Origin of the sequence: Streptomyces sp. RLB3-17 (genome assembly GCF_007113425.2) — a bacterium.
Lineage (GTDB): Bacteria > Actinomycetota > Actinomycetes > Streptomycetales > Streptomycetaceae > Streptomyces > Streptomyces mirabilis_D.
Map to the genome: position 1 here is coordinate 6,619,877 of NZ_CP041610.2, position 19,354 is coordinate 6,639,230.

Consider the following 19,354-nt stretch of genomic DNA (forward strand, 5'->3'; position numbering starts at 1 on the left):
TTCTCCTCTGGTGGTGTTCAGCCGTGGAAGTGGTTGCGCTTGATGACGGCTTTGCGGATGTTGACCGTGGTGGCGCCGCGGTGGCCGCGCGCGCTGAAGACCTGCGCGGCGATCCAGCCGCCGAAGATGACGGCGGCGAGGATGATGAGTTGGTGGATCAGCGCGGCGAGGGCGGCGATGAACGTGGTGAGCAGCACGAGCCCGCCGCACACCGCGCCGAACCCGATGCCCCCGAGCGCGATGTTCACCGCGGCGCGGGAGACGGCGGGTTTGGCGGCGAGGGGTTCGGGCTGTATCGGGGTGATGGCGTAGCCGGTGACGACCCGTCCGTCGGGCAGGACAACGGACGCGACCGCCGGCACGGTGTGCGGCTGGACGGTGGCCAGGGGCGCCGGGTAAGGCGCCATGGCGGGGGTGAGCGGGGTGGGCTGGTGGACTTCCGGGGCCCGTACGGCGGGCGCGCGGTCGGTGTGGTCGGGGTACATGCGGAATCCCTTCTGGTGCTGGGGTGGGGAGGCAGGGGCACCCCCTTGCCGGGGCGCGTGGAGGGGGTTTTCGGGGTCTGACCTGGGGTGCCTCCCCGCCTCCCCGAAGCGGTGTTTTCGCTGATCAACGTGGGGGAGGTGGCTCGGGGAGGGGGTTGGGGAGTTCTCCCCGCCTCCCCGGGCCGGACGGCCTTGCTTCCCCGCTACTCGGCGGCGGAAGCGGAACCCTCGGCGTCGCGGTTGGCGAGCGCTCGCAGGACGTGATCGCGGTGGACGACCATGACCCCGTGCGACTTCTTCGGCTCCTCGCCGTGCTCCTCCAACAGGCTCTTGAGCCGGTCGTTGGTCCACTGGTCGCCGTAGGTGCTTGGGTCCAGGGCGTGCAGCCGCTTGAGGACCTCGTTGGTCCGCAGCCGGGGCGCGTCGCCGAGGACGGCGGCGACGTCGGCGAGCGCGTCGCGCTCCTCGCCCCGGTCGACCGCGCGCAGGGTGGCGACGCCGTCGCGCAGGGCCTTGGCCCGGGCGGCGATCTCGGCGGCCGGCTCGTCGTCGATGAAGTGGGTCCGCACCGTGATGGACGACTGCCCCGCCGGAATGGCGATGCCGTCGGAGGCAACCACCAGGGTTCCCTTGTCCAGACCCTGGCGCAGCAGGTGCGGAGCGGCGCCGGCGTTGACGGCTTTGGCACCGAGCGCCATCTCAGCTTGAGACTCGGTTCCCACCACGAGGGAGGCGCGGGTGTGGGCGCCCTCGCGGACCAGCTTGGGAAGGTTCTGGTCGGTGGGGTCCTGCGTGCCCTGCCACATCAGCACGTCGACCGCACGGCCCTGGTTGTGGATCTCACGGACGGCCATGAAGTACCGGGACGTGGCCTTGGAGCCGCCGTAGGGCCGCTTGTCCTCGCCCTTGGCCGGGCACATGAACGCCTTCTGTGCCTCGTCGACCAGCACGATCAGCGGCGGGAACACGATGCTCGGGTCCCGGCGTTGCGCCTCGATCCGGCGGTTCATCTCCTCCACCGCTTCCTCGACCATCTCGGTCGCCTGGATGCAGTGGTCGTCGGAGGGGCCCTCGATCAGCATCTTCGCGATGCCCTCGAACACCGCCCAGTCGCCGATGCCTTTGAGGTCGGCGATCCAGAACTCCACGTTGCGGTCCAGGGCCAGCCACAGGGCGAGGGCGCGCAGGGCGGCGGTCTTGCCCTGGTTGGACAGGCCCGTGACCAACAGGTGCCGCTGATACAGGCTGATCGCGGCGGCGTCGCCGCGCAGGTCCTGCCCCCACGGGGCCTTACCGGTCTTGTAGTTCGCAGTCATCGTCTCGTCGGTGACCAGCGGAGAGGGGCCGATCGGCTCGTCCAGCGCCCCGGAATCGGCGATCCACAGCCGGACGGTACGGGCGGCCTCGGGGATGGTGATGAACACCTCGTGCTCGTGCCGGGTGAGGTTCTCGGCGAGCTTGCGGCGCTTGGCCTGCACCTCGTTCGTCGCCACCCCGGACGGGAGCGTGACGTCGACCTCCACGCCGCATCCGGCGATCCGGATCGGTCCGAGCATGCTCGCGCCGGCGTCGCCCATCTCCTTGATGGCGTTGCGCAGCGCGGGCACCCCGAGGTCCCGCAGGGCCTTGACGACGATCGAGGGGGTGATCGGCTCGCCCTCACCGTTGCGGATGTTGGCAGGCAGTGCCCACTGCGGGGCGGCCTGCTGCTTGCTGCCGACGGTCCACAGGGCGAGCAGGGCGAGGAACGGGCCGATCGTGAGGGCAGGGCCCCATACGACCTGCACGATCCGGATGAGCAGGGCAATGAACTCGATCGTCGCTTTCAGCGGGGTGATGACGTCGGTGACGTCGTGGTTGTTGATGGCCATGACGACCCCGAGCGCGACCAGCACGCCGATGCTCACGCCGGTGCCGACCGCAATGCCCTTGGCGGCCTCTACGGGCGAGTGGAGGAGGTCCATGCGGCGGTGGTGGCGGGCGGCGCGGAAGCGCTGCAACCGCTCTTCCCACTCCTCGGCCGCTTCCAGGTTCCCCGCGGCTTCGGCCGTACGGATCATGCGCTCGTAGCGGGCTCCGGTCTTGCCGTCCCAGGTGCGGCGGGCCACGATCCGGCCCCCGTTGAACGTGTACAGGCTGTGCCGGGCGACGGCGCGGGCGGTTGTCTTGGTGGTCTCGTGCGTGACCGCGGTCTTTACGGCGCGGCCCGAGCGCACCCACAGCGGCACCGGGGGCGCCGGCGGGGCGTCGGGCACGACGGTCAGCACCGTGGGCGCTGCGTCGTCGGTCGGGGGGTCGGTGGGCTTGTGGAGGTGAACGACGTTCTCAGTCATGCTGAGGGTGCTCCTGACTGCCCCTTTGGGGCGGGAGTTGTGGAGGGCGCCGGGGTGGCCGTGTCCGTGGCAGGGGGCGGTCACCCCGGCGGGTTGTGCGGGCTGGTCAGAACCAGCGGGAAGACTTCTTGGCGGCCTTGGCGCGGGCGGCCTCGGTGATGAGGCGCTGCTTCTCGCTGTGCAGGGCGGTCAGTTCCGCGTTCAGCCGCATCTCGGCGGCGGACCCGGTGGTGTCCATCCGCTCTTCGGCCCGGCTGGTGCTGCGGCCGCGGGAGGCGCGGTAGGCGCCGCCGGCCAGTGCGCGGGCCATGGCGCGGCGCTCCGAGCCGTTCAGCGGCCACCACTCGCCCCGGCGGACGGCTTCCAGCTTCTTCTGCGTCTGCTGGATCTCGCGGTCCAAACGGCGGATGTCGGAGTTGGCCATGGTCATCCCCTCCTGGGGTAGGTGTGGCCGGCGGGCGGCTGGTCGCACCGGTTGGCGTACAGGGCGCAGGCGACGGTCTGTTCGAACTCGTCCGGCTCGCGGTCGGGGGGCAGGGAGTCACCGAGGGCGGTCATCAGGCCTACGGTGCGGGCGCAGTCGTCGGCGGCGGTCTCGCGGCAGATGCTCAACAGGCCCCCTGGCGGGCGGAGTCGTGGCTGTCGGGGTAGGCGCACAGCACGCACATGCCGAGCGAGCGCGGCATGCAGTAGCTGTAGGTGAGGCGGCATTTGGGGCAGGTGCGGCGGGCGAGCATCGCCAGGGCGAGAGCGCCCCATTTGCGTGAGGTCATGGGCCGGACGGGCTTGGCGAGGTCGATGCGGTAGAGGTAGGCGACCCGGACGTTCCCGGCGCGCCGGTTGATGCGCATGACCTGCGCCGCTATCGGCTGACCGCCCGGACGCAGCCCCCGGGCCCGTAACTGCCGGCGGGTGGCCAACTGGTCGTCGTCGGGGGCGAACTTCCAGGGGTAGGTGGGGATGCCGTAGCGGGCGCCGGACGGGTCGAAGCACTTGCCCAACGCGGCCGACATCAGGCGACCACGCGCTTCCACGCGGCCCGCAGGCGGACCTCTGATGCGGAGTGGCCGGCCGCGCGGAAGCGGGTGGCCATCTCGCGGTAGGACAGGGCGGGGGTTTCGCTGTGGCGGATCTCGTCGACCAGCGCGTCAAGCGCTGCGTCGGTGAGAGCGGGCGCCGCGTCCAGCGTGAACGCGGATACCGGCTCGGTGGGCCCCCAGACGGGCAGTTGCCAGCGGGGTGTGACGTCGGGTGTGACGCGGTTCGTCACGCTGGTCAGCGCCCTGCCGGTGTCCTCGCCGTCCCGTGCCGTCTCCAGCGTCGACCACGCCCGCGAGAGGGTCTGTGCGGTCTTCGCTTGGACGCGTGCGACGCGGGCGCCGGCCTGCGTCACGGCCGTCAGCCGGGTCTCCTCCGTGGTGGCTTCGGCCCGCAGGCGGGCGCGGGCCACGGCGGCTTCGTCGCGGGCTTCCTGCTGGATTCCGCGGATCGCTCCGAGAGCGTTCGGGGTGAGTGCGGTGCGCTCCCACAGTCCGTGGACCAGCCACAGGGCCTTGGCGGCGATGGGCAGCCAGGCCACGGCCAGCCACGCGCCAGCGGACGCCTCTGCTGTGAGTGCGTGGGCGATGAGGACGCCGGCGGCGATGAGGCCGAAGGACCAGCCAACGCCGGTGACGGCGTTGCTGTGGTCGCCTTGGGCTGCGAGGCGGCGTTCGTAGGCGAGGGTGGCCAGCCATCCGCCGTCGATGCCGAGACCGACGACCAGGGCGACGGGCCACGGCATCGCCGTGCCCAGCCACATCACCACCACGGCCAGGGTGAGGACCATGGACACGGCCGTCATGGCGACGGCGGGCAACACGGTCTTGGCGCTCATGCCGCGCCCCCGGCGGCCATCTCGTTGGCGCTGCGGTTGGCGAGGATCCGCCACTCCGTGAGGACCCGGGCCAGGGCGCGGCGCACGCGGCGGGTGTCGACCTCGTTCGGGGTGTGGTCCATGGCGATGATCTGCGCGTCGATCAGGTCGACGTCCGCCAGGATCAGCGGCATCTCCGACTCGATCGCGTCCAGCTCCGCATCCGTCGGCTCGTTCCAGTCGGCGAACGCGGTAACAGCTTCCTGAACAGTGACGATGTGGTCCATTGGGTCGTGTTCTCCCTAGTCGGTGGTACGGCCCGAAAGCGGTCCCCGGGGGGCATCCCGGGGACCGCGTGCCGTTGGTGGTGGAAAGCCGTGCGGATGATGGGCGGCATGGCCGTGGAACAGCGGCCGCGGTGCGGTCAGCGGTGGACGACGTCCTTGCCGAGGTCGCGGTGCCGGACGGTGACGTCATGGCCCGCGTCGCGCAGCAGTTCGGCGAGTGCGCGGGCGAAGGTGGGGGCGCGGTGCCGGCCGCCCGCGCACCCGTCGGCGACGGTGACGGTTCCGGCGGACGGGCCGGACGTGAACGCGTCCACCGCCGCGGCGGTCGCGAGCACGAGGGCGGCGACACCCGGCGTGGACAGCACCGCCGTGCGTACCGGCTCGTCGTCCGCGGTCATGTACCGCAGTTCCGGGCTGACGTCCGGGTCGCGGAAGTGGTGGCGCAGGTCGACGGTCAGGTGCGCGGCGGGCGGCTCGTCGTGCAGGTAGCCGAACGAAACGATCTCAACAGCAGCCATCAGGGCTCCTTGGAAGCTCAGGGGTGCTCCGACGAGCCGCAGCAGACACTGCGGCGGAAGGGTGTCGGCTTCACCGGTCCGCCGTTGCTGCGGCGGACCGGTCCCGAGCCGGTGAATCGGGCGCGTCATCGTTACTGCTCTGACGCCAGCAGGGCGGCGCGCACCAGGTGGCATCACCAAGGGCTGACCTCCAGGAATGGAGGGATGATCCCGAGGGACGTTGTCCAGAGCCGGTGCGCGGGGAAGTGGCCGCCGGCGACCTTCACCCGGGCCGCCACGGGGACGGGGAATCTCACCCCGTCGATCTAGACACGCTGTTGAGTTCTCAACCAAGCGGCGCTTCCTTCGTACTCACCCCCGCGGGCTTTCCTCCGTGCGCCTTCAGCGCAAGTGGGCACACTTGAAGGTGTTGCACCTCTTGCTCAGCTTGTTGGTACAAGCTGATGCAGTGATGCTGCACCCACGGGCAGTGAGGCGTCAAGGGGTTAGGGCTTACATGTACCAACAAGAGGTGCGAGTGCGTCATGATGGGGCCATGAACAAGCAGCCGAAGTACCGGCAAGTCGCTGACGTCCTGCGCCGCGAGATCGACAACGGCACCTACGCGCCGGGGGCGCGGCTGCCCTCTGAGAACGACTTGCAGCAGCGCTTCGACGCGTCCAGGAACACGATCCGCAACGGACTAAGCCTGCTGGTCAGCGAAGGTCTGATCACGTCCAGCCAGGGGCTGGGATACGAGGTCAAGTCGCACGAGGTGTTCCAGCTGAACGCGACGCGGTTCGAGAATCTGACCTTCCCGCAGAACGGGGACGCCTACAGCACCGACGTGACGAACGCTGGTCGGCGGCCCCACCAGACATTCCGCGTGGAGATGCTCCCAGCTTCGAAGGACGTCGCTGAGCGACTCAAGGTCCCGGCAGGTACGAAGGCGGTATTGCGGTTTTGTCATCGCTACGTAGACGACGTTCCGTGGTCCACGCAGGCGACCTACTATCCGTCCTGGCTCGTCGAGGCGTCGCCGCGACTGGCTGAGCCGGGAGACATCGAGGAAGGCACGACTCGATACCTCGCCTCGCGAGGCATCGAGCAGGTCGGGTACTTCGATGAGATCGCCGCTCGGATGCCTACGCCAGAGGAAGCCCGACTACTGGAGATCGGAGCCGGCGTGCCAGTGATGCTCTGGACGCGTACCGGCTACTCGGCAGACCGTCCGATCCGGTGCACGATCACGACGTTCCGAGGGGACCTGAACCGCATGAACTACGAGATCGGCGAGTTGTCCGCCCGAAGCGAGAACACGTGATCATCACTCCTGCAGAACCGCACGACGTGACCAAGCTGCTTGCCTTTCGCGAGGAGGCGGCAGCCTGGTTGCGGAGCCTGGGGTCCGATCAGTGGAGCCGTCCGTATCCTGCCGACAAGTTGTTGGCCACGATCGAAGCGGGCACTGTGTTCATGCTCCGAGACGGGCATACGACCGCTGGCACGATCACCCTCACGCCCGACGCCGAAGAAGGGCTGTGGACGGACGACGAACTGACCGAGCCGTCGATGTTCGTCAACAAGCTCACCACCGCTCGTGAGTACGCCGGGCAGGACCTCGGGGGCCGGCTGCTCGACTGGGCCGGTGACCGTGCATATCGTGCGGGTGCTCGATGGCTCCGCCTGGATGCCTGGACGACGAACGAGGGGCTCCAGCGGTACTACCTCGCGCACGGCTTCACACATGTTCGTACCGTCCGCGAGGGTGCGGCAGTGAATGGCGGGCCCCGGGTGTCGGGGTGGCTCGCGCAGCGGGCGGCACGGTCAGCTGATCATGGCTTCGTCGACCGTACGCCCACGCCGGAGAAGCTTCGCTTCGCGGCGTGAGTACACGAGGATTGGCCGTAGGCCCTAAATTTCGAGCTCTCCACGATCAGAAGCCTCAGAACGCGGATCGCCCGACGTCTGGTCGATTCTGATCTCGTTGATCTCGAAAAGTGCTGGACGCCTATCAGCCCGATCACTCCGACAGCAACGGTTGCGATCGCCTTCCAGTCCACGCTGTGACTCCCTCATGCCTTACCTAGGTTCCTCAAGCCCGAACGGTCCGCGTAGTCCGATCAGGCAGGTTTGTCGGACTATTCGAGGGACAAGCCGATCGCCCCCGACTCTGCGCTGTCCGGCCGGGGCACCACATGTTCGATCAAGGGGTGCTCGCGCCGCGCTGAGAGAACGACGTTAGGGCGTACCTCTTTCCCGCATATGCGTACTGAAAGGCCAGGAGAAGCCAGATGCTCATCGAAGTAAGCAGGTTCCTACGGCGCCGCTGGCTGCCACAGGCGACAGTTGCGGTAGCGGCAGGGGCAGCCGGCCTGGCCGGAGTGGTACCGGCCGCGGCTGCCCAGGTGACCACGGTGAGCTGCAGCGCCAACCCCAACGCCCTGCAGCCCGCCATTACCGCCGCTTCGCCCGGCGACACCCTGCTGGTGAGAGGGACCTGTACCGGCCCCTTCACCATCGACAAGGACCTGACCTTGAGGGGCCTCGGTGGGGCGGTGCTCGACGGTAACCAAGCAGGCTCCACCGTCACGGTCGGCAGCGGAGCCCGGGTTCTCCTGGACCACGTGATCCTCACCCATGGCAGCGCTGCGTCCTCCGGCGGCGGCGTCGACAACGAGGGCACGTTGACGGTGAGCCACTCCACGGTGAGAGACAACACGGCGCCCTCAGGCGCGGGTGGAGGCATCCACAACCTGGGCACGCTGACGGTGGTCAGCTCCACGGTGAGGGACAACTACTCAATCGGCGCCGGCGGCGGAATCAACAACAACGGGTCCCTCACGGTGCGTGACTCCAGTGTGTTCGGCAATTCCGGAGACAATGGCGGAGGCATCTTCAATTACCTCGCCGGCCAAACGGTCACGCTGATCCGCTCGTCGGTGCACCACAACACCGCGAGAGTGAGTGACGGCGGCGGCATCCTCAACTACCTGGGCGAGATGACGGTCTCCGGCTCCACGGTGTACAGCAACACTGCCCCCTTCGGCGGCGGCATCTGGAACCGAGGAACGCTGACGGTGACCCACTCCACGGTGCAACGCAATACCGCGACGGGCGGCCCCGGCAGTGGCGGCGGCGTCTACAAAGCCGGCGGCTCCTTGAGCCTCGACCGGTCCGTGGTTCGTAACAACACCCCGGACAACTGCGCTCCGCCCGGAAGTGTCCTGGGCTGCACAGGCTGAACACCGCCGTGCAGCCCTGGAGGCACCGCCACCCACCCACCCGCTCGGCCGACCTTCGGACGAGCGGTGTACCCAGTTCGTCCGCGATCCTCTGCCCGACGAGCATCCAGCAGTCTGACATCACCAGCTGACATCAACGTCGCCAGACGACCACAGATCCCAGCGTCCAAAGCTGGATCCCGATTCGCCCAGCCAGCATGGGCCCAAGCAGTCCGCGCGGCCCACGAATCGAACTTACAAGGCGGCTGTCTCCCTCAACGCACGAGCGCCCTCCCGGGCCGTCCTGGGGCCGTGGAGGGGCGCTCGATGGTGACCAACGTCGACAACTGCCGACAGCTCAGCAGCAGGTCAGAGCGGTGATCGGTTAGGCAGCCGCAGGTCACGGCCGCCCTTGATCAGTTGGGGTTGTGCAGATCACGTGGCGTCGAGCTGAGCGGCCAGGAACACCGCTGCCACCGAGGGGCGGACTGCGTACGTTGCACCCGCGTTCCCCTCGGGAGCCTCCCACCAGTAGAACGGAAGCCGCCGCTCACTGTTGCTGTGTCCCTTGCTCATCCCGGACAGCGCCCCTGCCACGCGCCGCGCCGGATCACTCTCGTTCGGCCCGCCCAGGGCCTTATCCACCAACTCCGTGCAGTGGATCCTCCGGCCAGGGTTGCGCAGCAGGTGCTGGAACACCCGCCGGGCCTGCGGCGCGAGTTCGGCCAAGAACATCGCGGCGCGCTCCAAGTCCTCCGGACCCCATTCCGGGGCTCCATAGTGCCCCGCTTCACCAGAGTGCTTAGCCCATCGTGGATCAGCCTCAGTCAGATACGCCGTCATGCCCGCCCCCAACAGTTCGCCCCTAGGGTGTGTGTCGTTCGCACCGTACAGATCCGCCAGGACACTGCGTGTCGAATCCGTGTCGAAGTTCCACCGGCAAGCAGCTCAGCTGAGGAAGAGCCACAGGTCAAGAGGAGGACGGGACGCAGCCACAGAGCGCCTTCTAAGTGCTCCGTCGTTCGGAACGTGCCACAGCCGTGCCACATCGTGCGGTCAATCACGGTCAACGACGGGTCGCCGCAGTCGAGATGCCCCGTTCAGCTGGGCTACTGCTACACCCGGAGTGACCTGGGCAACTCCGCCGCCGACCACGGCCGCCCTTACAGGGCGGCGGTTGACGAGTCTCCGGCGGACAGACTCAACGCTCCCAGGGGCGATCACGGCCACGTCCGCGGGCGCACGAATTTTCAAGATCAGGACGAGATGTGGACGGGGACGGAGTGCCCCGCTCATGCATCCCACAATGGGCCTGGTCAAGCGGGATTTGAGAGCCCGATCTTGAGGGGACTGTAAATCTGCCGGTTCTACCTTCCCAGGTTCGAATCCTGGCGCCGCCACACGGGAAACTAAGGGCCCGTGACCTGTCCTCTACACAGGTCACGGGCCCTTTGTCATGCGCTCTCGCGAGAGACGTCCTGTCGCGCGCTGTCTCGCATGCGAACCGCCCTGTCTCGGGGTGCGTGGAAGGGCCGTGGCGCCGATCGACGCGCCGGGGGTGGGTCTTGATGCGGTCTCCGAGATGCTCACCGTTCAACGCGACTGGCTGCGAGCGCTGGATCGCGGGGGACGAGGAATGCGCGTTGTCGCGGTCGGTGCGGCTGCTGCCGGCCGGGCAGACTGATCTCATGTCATCGCGTCGTAGGAACTGCCCCGAGTGCCGTCGGGAGATCGCCGTCGTCGCGGGACGGTTCGCCCGGCATGATCCGCCTGGTGCCCGGGGGAGCGGGGAGCTGGTCTCGTGTCCTGGGTCGCGTCGGCCGGCGCAGCTGGGGGCGGCCCAGCCGACGCTGGACGGGTACTCCGTGCCCGACTTTCCCGGGCAGCTTCCGTTGTTCTGAGCGGGCCGGCGAATGGCCTGGTCCGGTCGGTGTCTAGTTCCCCGCGACCGATTTGACCGCCACCGAAATCGGCGTCGAGCCGCTGATCAACTCCAGGGTCAGTCCGGCCGTCGCGGGAGTCTCCACCAGCTCCGCCAGGACCGCGGCGACGTCGTCCCGCGGGACCGCTCCGCGGCCCGTCGAGGCCTCCAGACGTACGAGGCCGGTGCCGGCGTCGTCGATCAGCGATCCGGGACGCAGGATCGTCCACTCCAGGGACGTACGACCGCGTACGTACTCGTCGGCCTCGCCCTTGGCGCGCAGATACAGGTCGAAGACGTCGTCGCCCGGGTGCGCCGGGTCCGCGCCCATGGACGACACGACGACATGGCGCCGTACGCGCGCTCGTTCCGCGGCGTCGGCGAACAGGACGGCGGCACCCCTGTCCACCGTCGCCTTGCGGGCCGGACCGCTGCCCGGGCCCGCGCCCGCCGCGAAGACGGCCGCGTCCGCGCCCTGCAGATGGGCGGCGACCTGCTCCACCGAAGCCGACTCCAGATCGCAGAGGACCGGCTCGGCACCGGCCGCCCGCAGATCGTCGCCCTGCTCGGCGCGGCGGATGATCCCCGCGACCTCGTCACCGCGCGCGGCGAGCAGTCGCTCCAGCCGCAGCGCGATCTGACCATGACCTCCAGCGATGACAATGCGCATGTTTCTGACCGTACGCCCGGATGGACCCGTTCGCCGCACGACCCTGGGGACAACTCAGGGGTCTCTTGAGTTGTCCCCAGGGGCGCGCGGCGGTGGAGGCCGTCGTGCCCTCGGTCCGCGTGGTGAACAGGGGCCGCTCGGGCGGTGGTTGCGGCTGCGCTCGCACAACGCGCGGGGTGATGGACGGCAGTTGTGGCTAGGAAGGCTCTCCGCGCCCCTGTCGTGGCAGGTCCAGACCCGCCACCGCCGCCGAGTTGTAGTACTCCCGCACCGCGCTGGTCCGTGCCACCACGCGCCCCCGGTGCACCACGATCCGGCTGTACGCGAGCGACAGCGCCCCTGCCAGCCGGTTCCCGCGCACCGCGAGCAACTCGGCAGGGAAACCCGCTTCCACGCGCACCTCGGGCAGTCCGAGGGCGGCCCGCGCGCCGGAGCTCACGGCGTCGTACGCGTCCTCGGGGCACAGACCGTGCCGTGAGGCCAGCAGGTAGGCGGCCTCCAGGGGGTCCCCGCGGCCCACCGGGTTCGATACGTCCCGGAGGGCGCCGCTGCCCGCGGCGATCCGTACCCCGGCTGCCCGCAGCATCCGCACCGGAGCCGTTCCGCGCCGGTCCACGCCCCCGCAGCCGCCCTGCGGCAGGCACACCACGGTCACGCCCGCCGCGGCGAGTTGGTCGGCCGCCCGGGAGGCCACCTCGGACGGCAGTCGGCCGAGGCCGCCGCACGGGCCGAGCGTCACGCCGGACCGCAGGCCGCCCGCCATCGCCGCGAGCCGGGCGAGCCGGGCGGGATCGGCGGCGTCCGTGTGCAGGTCGACCGGGCAGCCGTGTTCCGAGGCGAGTTCCAGGACCGCCTCCACGTACCCCGTCGGGTCCGGGTCGGCGTCCGGGCAGCCGCCCACCACCGAAGCGCCCATCTTCACGGCGTCCTGCAGTATCGCGAGCCCGTCGGCACCGGCGACCCCGGTGAGTACCCGCGGCATCGCCACCGCCGTCAGCTCGGCCAGCCCGCGCAGCGCCCGCCGCGCCTGGAGCACCGCCGCCAGCGCGTCGAGACCCTGTACGTCGCCGACGCGCACGTGCGAGCGCAATGCCGTCGCCCCGTGCCCGAGTTGCAGCAACGAGGCCTCGGTGGCCCGGCGCTGGACCTCCTGGGTGTCGTACGAGACGGGACCGTCGCCGTCGGCGGTCAGGGCCGTGTCGCCGTGGGCGTGGGGCTCGGCGGGGGCCGGCAGGAGCAGGTAGCCGTCGAGGTCCACCTTCGAGGCGCGCGAGCCGGAGGAGGGGGTCGCCAGGCTCCCGGCGGTGCCGACCGCCTCGATGCGGCCGCCGCCCAGCCGCACGTCCACAGTCCGGCCGTCGGTGAGCCGCGCTCCGCGCAGCAGCAGGGTGGCGGTGTCGGTCTGTCCCGACGAGGAGTGGGGTGGCTGCGACTGACTGTCGGGCATCGCGCTCCTGGGGCTCGGGGGCGGCTGCGGGGAGGGGCGACTGGGGGAGGTGGGGCGCTTCGGTTGAGAGGGGCGACTGGAGAGGTGGGCGCTTCGGTGGTGGGGGCGTGGGGTGATGGCGGGTGGCTGGGTGGTGGGGGGTGTGGGGTGTGGGGTGGCTGGGTGGTGGAGGAGGAGTGGGAGGTGGCCGGTGGAGGGGTGGGGCGAGGTCGTGGGTGGTGGGGGCAAGATCACGCAGCGTGAGTCGAGCCTAGGGTGGCGAACCCTCCTCGTCCGGGAGGAGCGCAATAGTCGTACCGGTGTGGTCCGTGCACGGACAGAAAGTGGGAGAGGAGAGCCGGACACGCGAGTCGGGACGGCCGGACGGAGTCGCTGGTCGGACGCGCGGAGAGGCGGGAACCGGGGGCGTCGACCGGGCTGTGTGCCCGTGATCCCTGGGTCGGGAGCGACCGGAGTCACGGCCGTGACACACCGTTCGTGAGGGGCCGGAGTCGCGGCGGCGAACGGCCGGGAACAGGCCGGGGCGGGTGCCGCGAAACGGATTTGGGCGATCGGCGGGCGAGCGTGTAATGTCTTCATCGCTCGCCCCAATAGCTCAGTCGGTAGAGCGTCTCCATGGTAAGGAGAAGGTCTACGGTTCGATTCCGTATTGGGGCTCTGGTGTGAGGGGTTCCCGTCGCAAGGCGGGGACCAATCGCATCACAGCGGTGTAGCTCAGTCGGTAGAGCAAGCGGCTCATAATCGCTGTGTCACCGGTTCAAGTCCGGTCACCGCTACAGACAGTAGCCGATTGTGGGGTCGGTCCTTCGATCGGCTACTCTTCTATGCGTTAATGTCCCATCCGTTCGTCAAGGAGCACTCCTGTGGCTGCCACCGACGTCCGCCCGAAGATCACGCTGGCCTGCGTGGAGTGCAAGGAGCGGAACTACATCACCAAGAAGAACCGGCGTAACGACCCGGACCGACTGGAGATGAAGAAGCACTGCCCGCGTTGCAACGCGCACACCGCGCACCGCGAAACGCGATAAATCAGGCTCGTACACGAGGCCGTCCCCAGCAACGGGGGCGGCCTCGCGTCGTTCACCGGTCGAGTGCCGACGTGCGAGTGGTCGTCGAGCAGTCGCCGACAGTTCTCGTACGGGCATCGGTCCGAGAATCGCTGCACCGGCTGAAAACCAGGAGGTACCGAGCCCATGGCGCTCGACCAGTCCTTCGTGGGGCGGTCCTACCCGCCCACCGACCCCTATGAGGTCGGTCGGGAGAAGATCCGCGAGTTCGCGGAGGCCGTGGGGGACACCAACCCGGCGTACACGGACCCGGAGGCCGCCAAGGCACTCGGGTACTCCGATGTGATCGCCCCGCCGACCTTTGTGTTCGCGATCACCTTCAAGGCCGCGGGGCAGGTCGTCCAGGACCCCCAACTGGGTCTCGACTACAGCCGCGTGGTGCATGGTGACCAGAAGTTCGCCTACACCCGTCCGGTGCGGGCGGGTGACCGGCTCACGGTCACCTCGACCATCGAGGCGATCAAGTCCATGGCGGGCAATGACATCGTGGACATCCGTGGTGAGGTCCATGACGAGGCGGGCGAGCACGTGGTGACGGCCGTCACCAAGCTCGTGGCACGTGCGGCGGAGGAGGGCTGACCATGACGGCGAAGATCGCGTATGACGACGTCGAGGTCGGTGCCGAGCTGCCGGCCCGGACCTTCCCTGTGACGCGCGCCACACTCGTGCAGTACGCGGGCGCCTCCGGGGACTTCAACCCCATCCACTGGAACGAGAAGTTCGCGGTCGAGGTCGGTCTCCCCGACGTCATCGCGCACGGCATGTTCACCATGGCCGAGGCGATCCGTGTCGTCACCGACTGGGCCGGCGACCCGGGTGCGGTCGTGGAGTACGGCGTCCGCTTCACCAAGCCCGTCGTCGTCCCCAACGACGACAAGGGAGCGACCATCGAGGTCAGCGGCAAGGTCGCGGCCAAGCTGGACGACAACACCGTCCGCGTCGACCTCACCGCGATGAGCGCGGGGCAGAAGGTCCTGGGCATGTCGCGAGCGGTCGTTCGACTGGCCTGATGGCCGTCATGAGGGGCGATGGGTAGGGGCGGGTAAGGGGCGTCGGCCATGGTCGGCGCCCCTTACGTGCGTCTGGTCGTGGTCGGCCTCGCCTGGTCGTACTTGGTCGTACCTCGTCGTACCCGGTTCGCCCGTTCGTGGTCCGGTTGTCTATGGGCGTCCGTGGTCTGTCGTCCGCGGTCCGGCTGTCCGGCGGGGGTGGGTCGGGGCCGTGCCGGTACGTCGAGCCCGTCGCCGCTGGATCAGACGGGGGCCGGGCAAGGGAGCCGCTGCTCGATCCGGGCGTGAGCGACGGGCTTGCGACGTACCGGCACGGCCCCTTCCGTGCGTGCGCGGCTGCCGGTCGTGGGGGGCGCGCGTGTCCTTCGAAGTCGCTCCCGTCCACCGCTTGACTTAGTTAGTGATTGGGCACTAACTTAGTCGCATGGTCAGGATGAGCGCAGACGAGAGGCGCGAGAGCGTCATTCGCGCGGCGATCGCGGAGTTCGCCCGGGGTGGTTACTACGGCACGTCCACCGAGGCGATCGCCAAGCGTGTGGGCGTCTCGCAGCCGTATCTCTTCCGGCTCTTCCCCGACAAGCGGGCGATGTTCCTCGCGGCGGCCCAGCGCTGCATGGAGGACACCATCCGCGCCTTCGAGGAAGCCGCCAAGGGGCTGGAGGGCGAAGGTGCCCTGCATGCCATGGCGAACGCGTACACGAAGAGCATCGCGGAGCGCCCGGAGCAACTGCTGATGCAGATGCAGATGTACGTCGCGACCGCTGCCGCCGAGCAGGCCGGTGATCGCGAGCTCGGTGAGGCCGTGCGGGCCGGCTGGATGCGGCTGTGGGAGACCGCCCACCTGTCGCTGGGCGCCGATCCGAATGAGACGACGGGCTTCATGGCGTACGGGATGCTCATCAACTGCCTGGTGGCCATGGGTTTTCCGCCCGAGCACAGGGTCTGGGAAGGGCTCTATCCGTCGGCGCGGCTCACTGGCCAGCTGGAGAAGTAGGCAGGGAAGCGGGTGGGGGAGGCGGGTGGAAGCGCCTTTTTTTGGCCGCGAAAGTTAGTCAGCAATAACTAATCATAGGGAACGATCGCCCTTAGGGGGAGCGATGTCACAGCAGACCGCACGTCGCGGGGGAGCCACCTGGGCCCTCATCATCACCAGCGTCGCCGGATTCATGGCGGCTCTCGACAATCTCGTCGTCACCACCGCACTGCCCTCCATCCGCAGGGATCTCGGCGGAGCGCTGGACGACCTGGAATGGACCGTGAGCGCCTACACGCTCACCTTCGCCGTCCTGCTGATGTTCGGCGCGGCGCTCGGCGACCGGTTCGGCCGTCGTCGGCTCTTCCTCGTCGGTCTCTCCGTCTTCACCGGCGCCTCGGCGGCCGCCGCCATGGCGCCCGGCCTCGACTCGCTGATCGCCGCCCGCGCGGTCCAGGGCGTCGGCGCGGCGATCATGATGCCGCTCACGCTCACCCTGCTGACGGCCGCGGTGCCGGCCGCCAAGCGCGGCATGGCGTACGGGATCTGGGGTGCCGTGAACGGACTCGCTGTCGCCTCCGGGCCCCTCATCGGCGGCAGTCTCACCGAGCACGTCTCCTGGCACTGGATCTTCTGGCTGAACGTTCCGCTGGGCCTCGCCCTGCTGCCCCTCGCCCGACTGCGGCTGGCCGAGTCCCACGGCACCGGCGCCCCGCTCGACATCACCGGCACCCTGCTCGTCAGCGGCGGTCTGTTCGGGATCGTGTACGGCCTGGTCCGCGGGCCCGCCGAGGGCTGGACCAGCCCGATCGTCCTGACCGGTCTGCTCGCCGGCGCCGCGCTGCTCACCGGCTTCGTCGTCCACGGCATCCGCGCCAAGAACCCGATGCTGCCGATGCGGCTCTTCCGCTCCCGTGCCTTCGCCGGGATCAACGCCGCGAGCCTGCTGATGTTCCTCGGGATGTTCGGCTCGATCTTCCTGCTCAGCCAGTACATGCAGGGCGTCCTCGGCTACTCGCCCACCCAGGCCGGCCTGCGGATGCTGCCCTGGACCGGGATGCCGATGCTCGTCGCGCCGATCGCCGGGTACCTCTCCGACCGCGTCGGCGGGCGTCCCGTGGTCGCCACCGGGCTCTTCCTGCAGGCCGCCGGGCTCGCGTACTACGCCTCCGTGGTCGCCGCCCACGCCTCGTACGCCGCCCAGCTGCCCGCCCTGATCGTCAGCGGCATCGGAATGTCCCTGTACTTCGCCCCGGCCTCCAACCTGGTCATGTCCAGCGTCCGTCCGCAGGAGCAGGGCATCGCCTCCGGCGCCAACAACGCGCTGCGTGAGGTGGGCGGCGCGCTCGGCATCGCGGTGATGTCCTCGATCTTCTCCGCGCAGGGCGGCTACGGGACCGCGCAGACCTTCGTGGACGGTCTGCGGCCGGCGCTCGTGGTGGGCTCGGCGGTGGTCGCCCTGGCGGGCGTCGCGGTGCTGCTCATCCCGACGGCGCGGCGTGCGGCTCAGGCTCAGACCCGGGTCGTCGCCCCCGAGTCGCCCCAAGGGCAGGATCTGGCCCAGGGCCCGGTTCTGGAAACCGCCTCACGCTGAGGCAAGGGAAACCGCCTCACGCTGAGACACAGGAGACGCCTCACTCCGAGGCCGGAGAAACCGCCTCGCGGTGAGTGGGAGGGCAACCGCTCGTCGTAGAGGGTCCAGGATCCAAACCCTTGATTGGTTCATCCCGTGCGCACACAGAAGCGGCCCCGCCTCGACCGGCGGGGCCCTTCTCGTACTCTTGAGCCCGTGCAGGAACTCCACGACGCCCCCCTCGCCCCGCTGACCACCTTCCGGCTGGGGGGTCCCGCGACCCGGCTGATCACCGCCACGACCGACGACGAGGTGATCGCCGCCGTCCGAGAGGCCGACGACACCGGTACGCCGCTGCTGATCATCGGCGGCGGATCGAACCTGGTCATCGGCGACAAGGGCTTCGCCGGGACCGCCCTGCGCATCGCGACCACCGGCTTCGCCCTCGACGGTACGAGGCTGGAGCTGGCGGCGGGCGAGGTGTGGACCGACGCGGTCGCCCGCACCGTCGAGGCCGGGCTCGCCGGCGTCGAGTGCCTCGCCGGGATCCCCGGCTCCGCCGGCGCGACCCCGATCCAGAACGTGGGCGCGTACGGCCAGGAAGTGTCGTCCACCATCACCGAAGTGGTCGCGTACGACCGCAGGGCGCGCGAGACGGTCACCCTGGCCAACGCCGACTGCGCCTTCTCGTACCGCCACAGCCGCTTCAAGGCCGACCCCGAGCGGTACGTCGTGCTGCGCGTCAGGTTCGAGCTGGAGGACGCGGACGGGCTGTCGGCGCCGATCAAGTACGCCGAGACGGCACGCTCCCTCGGGGTCGAGCCCGGCGACAGGGTGCCGCTCGCCACCGCCCGCGAGACCGTCCTGAAGCTGCGCTCCGGCAAGGGCATGGTGCTCGACCCCGAGGACCACGACACCTGGTCGGCCGGGTCGTTCTTCACCAACCCGATCCTCACGGACGAGGAGTTCACCGCGTTCCACGCGCGCGTGGCGGAGCGGCTGGGCACCGACGTCGTGCCGCCCGCGTACCCGGCGGGCGACGGCCACACCAAGACCTCCGCGGCCTGGCTGATCGACAAGTCCGGCTTCACCAAGGGCTACGGCTCCGGACCCGCCCGGATCTCCACCAAGCACACGCTGGCCCTCACCAACCGGGGCCGGGCCACCACCGAGGACCTCCTCGCGCTGGCCCGCGAGGTCGTCGCCGGCGTCCGCGACGCCTTCGGGATCACCCTCGTCAACGAGCCGGTGACGGTGGGCGTGGAGCTCTAGGCGGAGCTCCGGCTCTAGTAGGCGACTCCGACGCCCTGCTTCACCGTCCCGGGGTCGTTGATCATCGCCAGCATCGCGTGCGCCACGTCGGCGCGCCCGATGAACCGGCCCTTGAGCGGGAAGCCTCCGACGACCGTCCGGTACGAGCCGGTCACCGGCTTGTTCTGCAGGCGCGGCGGCCGCACGACCGTCCAGTCGCTCGTGCTCCGGGCCAGCTCGCCCTCCATGGCCGCCAGGTCGGCGTAGACGTCCTTCAGGATCAGCGAGACCAGGCCCCGCGCGGCGCGGTCGGCGAACGCCGCGCCCTCGGGGTCGGGACCGACCGGCCCCGCGCTCACCACCAGCAGCCGGCGCACCCCCTCGGCCTCCATGGCGCCCAGCACCGTACGGGTCAGCCGGGTCGCGATCCCGGCGTCCTTGCGGCTGCGGGCGCCGAGCCCGGAGAGGACGGCGTCCCGGCCCGCGACCGCGGGGCGCAGCGCCTGCGGGTCCGTGAGGTCCGCGCGGAACACCTCCAGGCCCGCACCCGTGACGGTCAGCCGCGCCGGGTCCCGTACGACGGCCGTGACCTGGTGGCCGGAGTCCAGCGCCTGCCGGACGATCTCCTGGCCGATGCCGCCGGTGGCCCCGAAGACGGTGAGTTTCATGACGTGATCCCCCTGGACGGATTGAGTGGGTGAGTATTCACTCACCCCTGCTTGCTCCTAGAGTGGGTAAGCACTCACCCACTCGTCAAGGCC

At 69.6% G+C, this 19,354-nt stretch carries 22 protein-coding genes and 2 tRNA genes; 12 read left to right on the forward strand and 12 right to left on the reverse strand.

Annotated elements, in window-relative coordinates:
• Positions 1–17: 17 nt before the first annotated feature.
• The 8 genes from FNV62_RS30040 to FNV62_RS30075 form a co-directional block, all read right to left on the reverse strand.
• Positions 18–485, reverse strand: a complete 468-nt coding sequence (locus tag FNV62_RS30040) for a hypothetical protein (RefSeq protein ID WP_143627755.1) — start codon at positions 483–485, stop codon at positions 18–20.
• Between the two features lie 203 nt (positions 486–688).
• Positions 689–2,818: an FtsK/SpoIIIE domain-containing protein gene (locus FNV62_RS30045; protein ID WP_143627757.1), complete on the reverse strand. Its 2,130-nt coding sequence runs from the start codon at positions 2,816–2,818 to the stop codon at positions 689–691.
• A 106-nt stretch (positions 2,819–2,924) separates the two neighbouring features.
• Complete coding sequence (locus tag FNV62_RS30050) at positions 2,925–3,242, reverse strand: hypothetical protein (RefSeq protein WP_143627759.1); 318 nt, start codon at positions 3,240–3,242, stop codon at positions 2,925–2,927.
• Between the two features lie 2 nt (positions 3,243–3,244).
• A complete protein-coding gene (locus FNV62_RS30055; protein ID WP_143627761.1) occupies positions 3,245–3,430 on the reverse strand; it encodes a hypothetical protein in 186 nt (61 codons plus the stop codon).
• Positions 3,427–3,831: an RRQRL motif-containing zinc-binding protein gene (locus FNV62_RS30060; RefSeq protein ID WP_143627763.1), complete on the reverse strand. Its 405-nt coding sequence runs from the start codon at positions 3,829–3,831 to the stop codon at positions 3,427–3,429. Before FNV62_RS30060 ends, FNV62_RS30055 begins: the two co-directional genes overlap by 4 nt.
• Positions 3,831–4,694, reverse strand: a complete 864-nt coding sequence (locus tag FNV62_RS30065; protein WP_143627765.1) for a protein spdB — start codon at positions 4,692–4,694, stop codon at positions 3,831–3,833. The genes FNV62_RS30060 and FNV62_RS30065 overlap by 1 nt, the downstream gene beginning before the upstream one ends.
• Complete coding sequence (locus FNV62_RS30070; protein WP_143627767.1) at positions 4,691–4,960, reverse strand: DUF6284 family protein; 270 nt, start codon at positions 4,958–4,960, stop codon at positions 4,691–4,693. Before FNV62_RS30070 ends, FNV62_RS30065 begins: the two co-directional genes overlap by 4 nt.
• Before the next feature lie 137 nt (positions 4,961–5,097).
• Positions 5,098–5,478 carry an RNase adapter RapZ gene (locus FNV62_RS30075; RefSeq protein ID WP_143627769.1) on the reverse strand — a complete coding sequence of 127 codons (381 nt, stop codon included), beginning with the start codon at positions 5,476–5,478 and terminating at the stop codon, positions 5,098–5,100.
• A 535-nt stretch (positions 5,479–6,013) separates the two neighbouring features.
• Between FNV62_RS30075 and FNV62_RS30080 the strand changes: the two genes are divergently transcribed.
• The 3 genes from FNV62_RS30080 (at position 6,014) to FNV62_RS30090 (ending at position 8,702) form a co-directional block, all read left to right on the forward strand.
• Positions 6,014–6,781 carry a GntR family transcriptional regulator gene (locus tag FNV62_RS30080; protein ID WP_143627771.1) on the forward strand — a complete coding sequence of 256 codons (768 nt, stop codon included), beginning with the start codon at positions 6,014–6,016 and terminating at the stop codon, positions 6,779–6,781.
• Positions 6,778–7,347, forward strand: a complete 570-nt coding sequence (locus FNV62_RS30085; RefSeq protein ID WP_143627772.1) for a GNAT family N-acetyltransferase — start codon at positions 6,778–6,780, stop codon at positions 7,345–7,347. The genes FNV62_RS30080 and FNV62_RS30085 overlap by 4 nt, the downstream gene beginning before the upstream one ends.
• A 404-nt stretch (positions 7,348–7,751) precedes the next feature.
• Positions 7,752–8,702, forward strand: coding sequence for a hypothetical protein (locus tag FNV62_RS30090; protein WP_143627774.1), 951 nt, complete (start codon positions 7,752–7,754; stop codon positions 8,700–8,702).
• 414 nt (positions 8,703–9,116) lie between these two features.
• On the opposite strand, the gene FNV62_RS30095 is transcribed toward FNV62_RS30090, so the two are convergent.
• On the reverse strand, positions 9,117–9,431 hold the full coding sequence (locus FNV62_RS30095) for a DUF6416 domain-containing protein (RefSeq protein ID WP_263986787.1): 315 nt from the start codon (positions 9,429–9,431) through the stop codon (positions 9,117–9,119).
• A 938-nt stretch (positions 9,432–10,369) separates the two neighbouring features.
• Here FNV62_RS30095 and FNV62_RS55880 point away from each other — a divergent pair.
• Positions 10,370–10,582, forward strand: coding sequence for a hypothetical protein (locus FNV62_RS55880; RefSeq protein ID WP_060901523.1), 213 nt, complete (start codon positions 10,370–10,372; stop codon positions 10,580–10,582).
• Positions 10,583–10,615: 33 nt separating this feature from the next.
• On the opposite strand, the gene FNV62_RS30105 is transcribed toward FNV62_RS55880, so the two are convergent.
• Together FNV62_RS30105 and FNV62_RS30110 are read right to left on the reverse strand one after the other, a co-directional pair.
• On the reverse strand, positions 10,616–11,272 hold the full coding sequence (locus FNV62_RS30105) for an NAD(P)H-binding protein (RefSeq protein WP_179858249.1): 657 nt from the start codon (positions 11,270–11,272) through the stop codon (positions 10,616–10,618).
• 196 nt (positions 11,273–11,468) lie between these two features.
• Positions 11,469–12,719 carry an amidohydrolase family protein gene (locus tag FNV62_RS30110; protein WP_143627780.1) on the reverse strand — a complete coding sequence of 417 codons (1,251 nt, stop codon included), beginning with the start codon at positions 12,717–12,719 and terminating at the stop codon, positions 11,469–11,471.
• Positions 12,720–13,303: 584 nt separating this feature from the next.
• Between FNV62_RS30110 and FNV62_RS30115 the strand changes: the two genes are divergently transcribed.
• The 8 genes from FNV62_RS30115 to FNV62_RS30150 all read left to right on the forward strand — a co-directional run bounded on the left by FNV62_RS30115 (position 13,304) and on the right by FNV62_RS30150 (position 18,614).
• Positions 13,304–13,376 (forward strand) — tRNA-Thr (locus FNV62_RS30115).
• Between the two features lie 46 nt (positions 13,377–13,422).
• Positions 13,423–13,495, forward strand: a tRNA-Met gene (locus tag FNV62_RS30120).
• A gap of 87 nt (positions 13,496–13,582) precedes the next feature.
• The gene (rpmG, locus tag FNV62_RS30125; protein ID WP_004571794.1) at positions 13,583–13,747 is read left to right on the forward strand and encodes a 50S ribosomal protein L33; all 165 of its coding nucleotides are present in this window, start codon (positions 13,583–13,585) and stop codon (positions 13,745–13,747) included.
• 165 nt (positions 13,748–13,912) lie between these two features.
• Entirely contained in the window at positions 13,913–14,365 is a 453-nt protein-coding gene (locus FNV62_RS30130; protein ID WP_060899260.1) for a MaoC family dehydratase N-terminal domain-containing protein, read from the forward strand.
• 2 nt (positions 14,366–14,367) lie between these two features.
• Positions 14,368–14,796 (forward strand): MaoC family dehydratase, encoded by a 429-nt coding sequence (locus FNV62_RS30135; protein ID WP_060899259.1) that lies wholly within the window; start codon positions 14,368–14,370, stop codon positions 14,794–14,796.
• A gap of 424 nt (positions 14,797–15,220) precedes the next feature.
• Positions 15,221–15,790: a TetR/AcrR family transcriptional regulator gene (locus FNV62_RS30140; RefSeq protein WP_186003115.1), complete on the forward strand. Its 570-nt coding sequence runs from the start codon at positions 15,221–15,223 to the stop codon at positions 15,788–15,790.
• Positions 15,791–15,893: 103 nt separating this feature from the next.
• Positions 15,894–17,363, forward strand: a complete 1,470-nt coding sequence (locus FNV62_RS30145) for a DHA2 family efflux MFS transporter permease subunit (RefSeq protein WP_143602601.1) — start codon at positions 15,894–15,896, stop codon at positions 17,361–17,363.
• Between the two features lie 195 nt (positions 17,364–17,558).
• Positions 17,559–18,614 carry a UDP-N-acetylmuramate dehydrogenase gene (locus tag FNV62_RS30150; RefSeq protein ID WP_143602602.1) on the forward strand — a complete coding sequence of 352 codons (1,056 nt, stop codon included), beginning with the start codon at positions 17,559–17,561 and terminating at the stop codon, positions 18,612–18,614.
• 14 nt (positions 18,615–18,628) lie between these two features.
• Here FNV62_RS30150 and FNV62_RS30155 read toward each other — a convergent pair whose 3' ends face one another.
• The gene (locus FNV62_RS30155) at positions 18,629–19,261 is read right to left on the reverse strand and encodes an NAD(P)-dependent oxidoreductase (protein ID WP_143627784.1); all 633 of its coding nucleotides are present in this window, start codon (positions 19,259–19,261) and stop codon (positions 18,629–18,631) included.
• Positions 19,262–19,354: the final 93 nt, after the last annotated feature.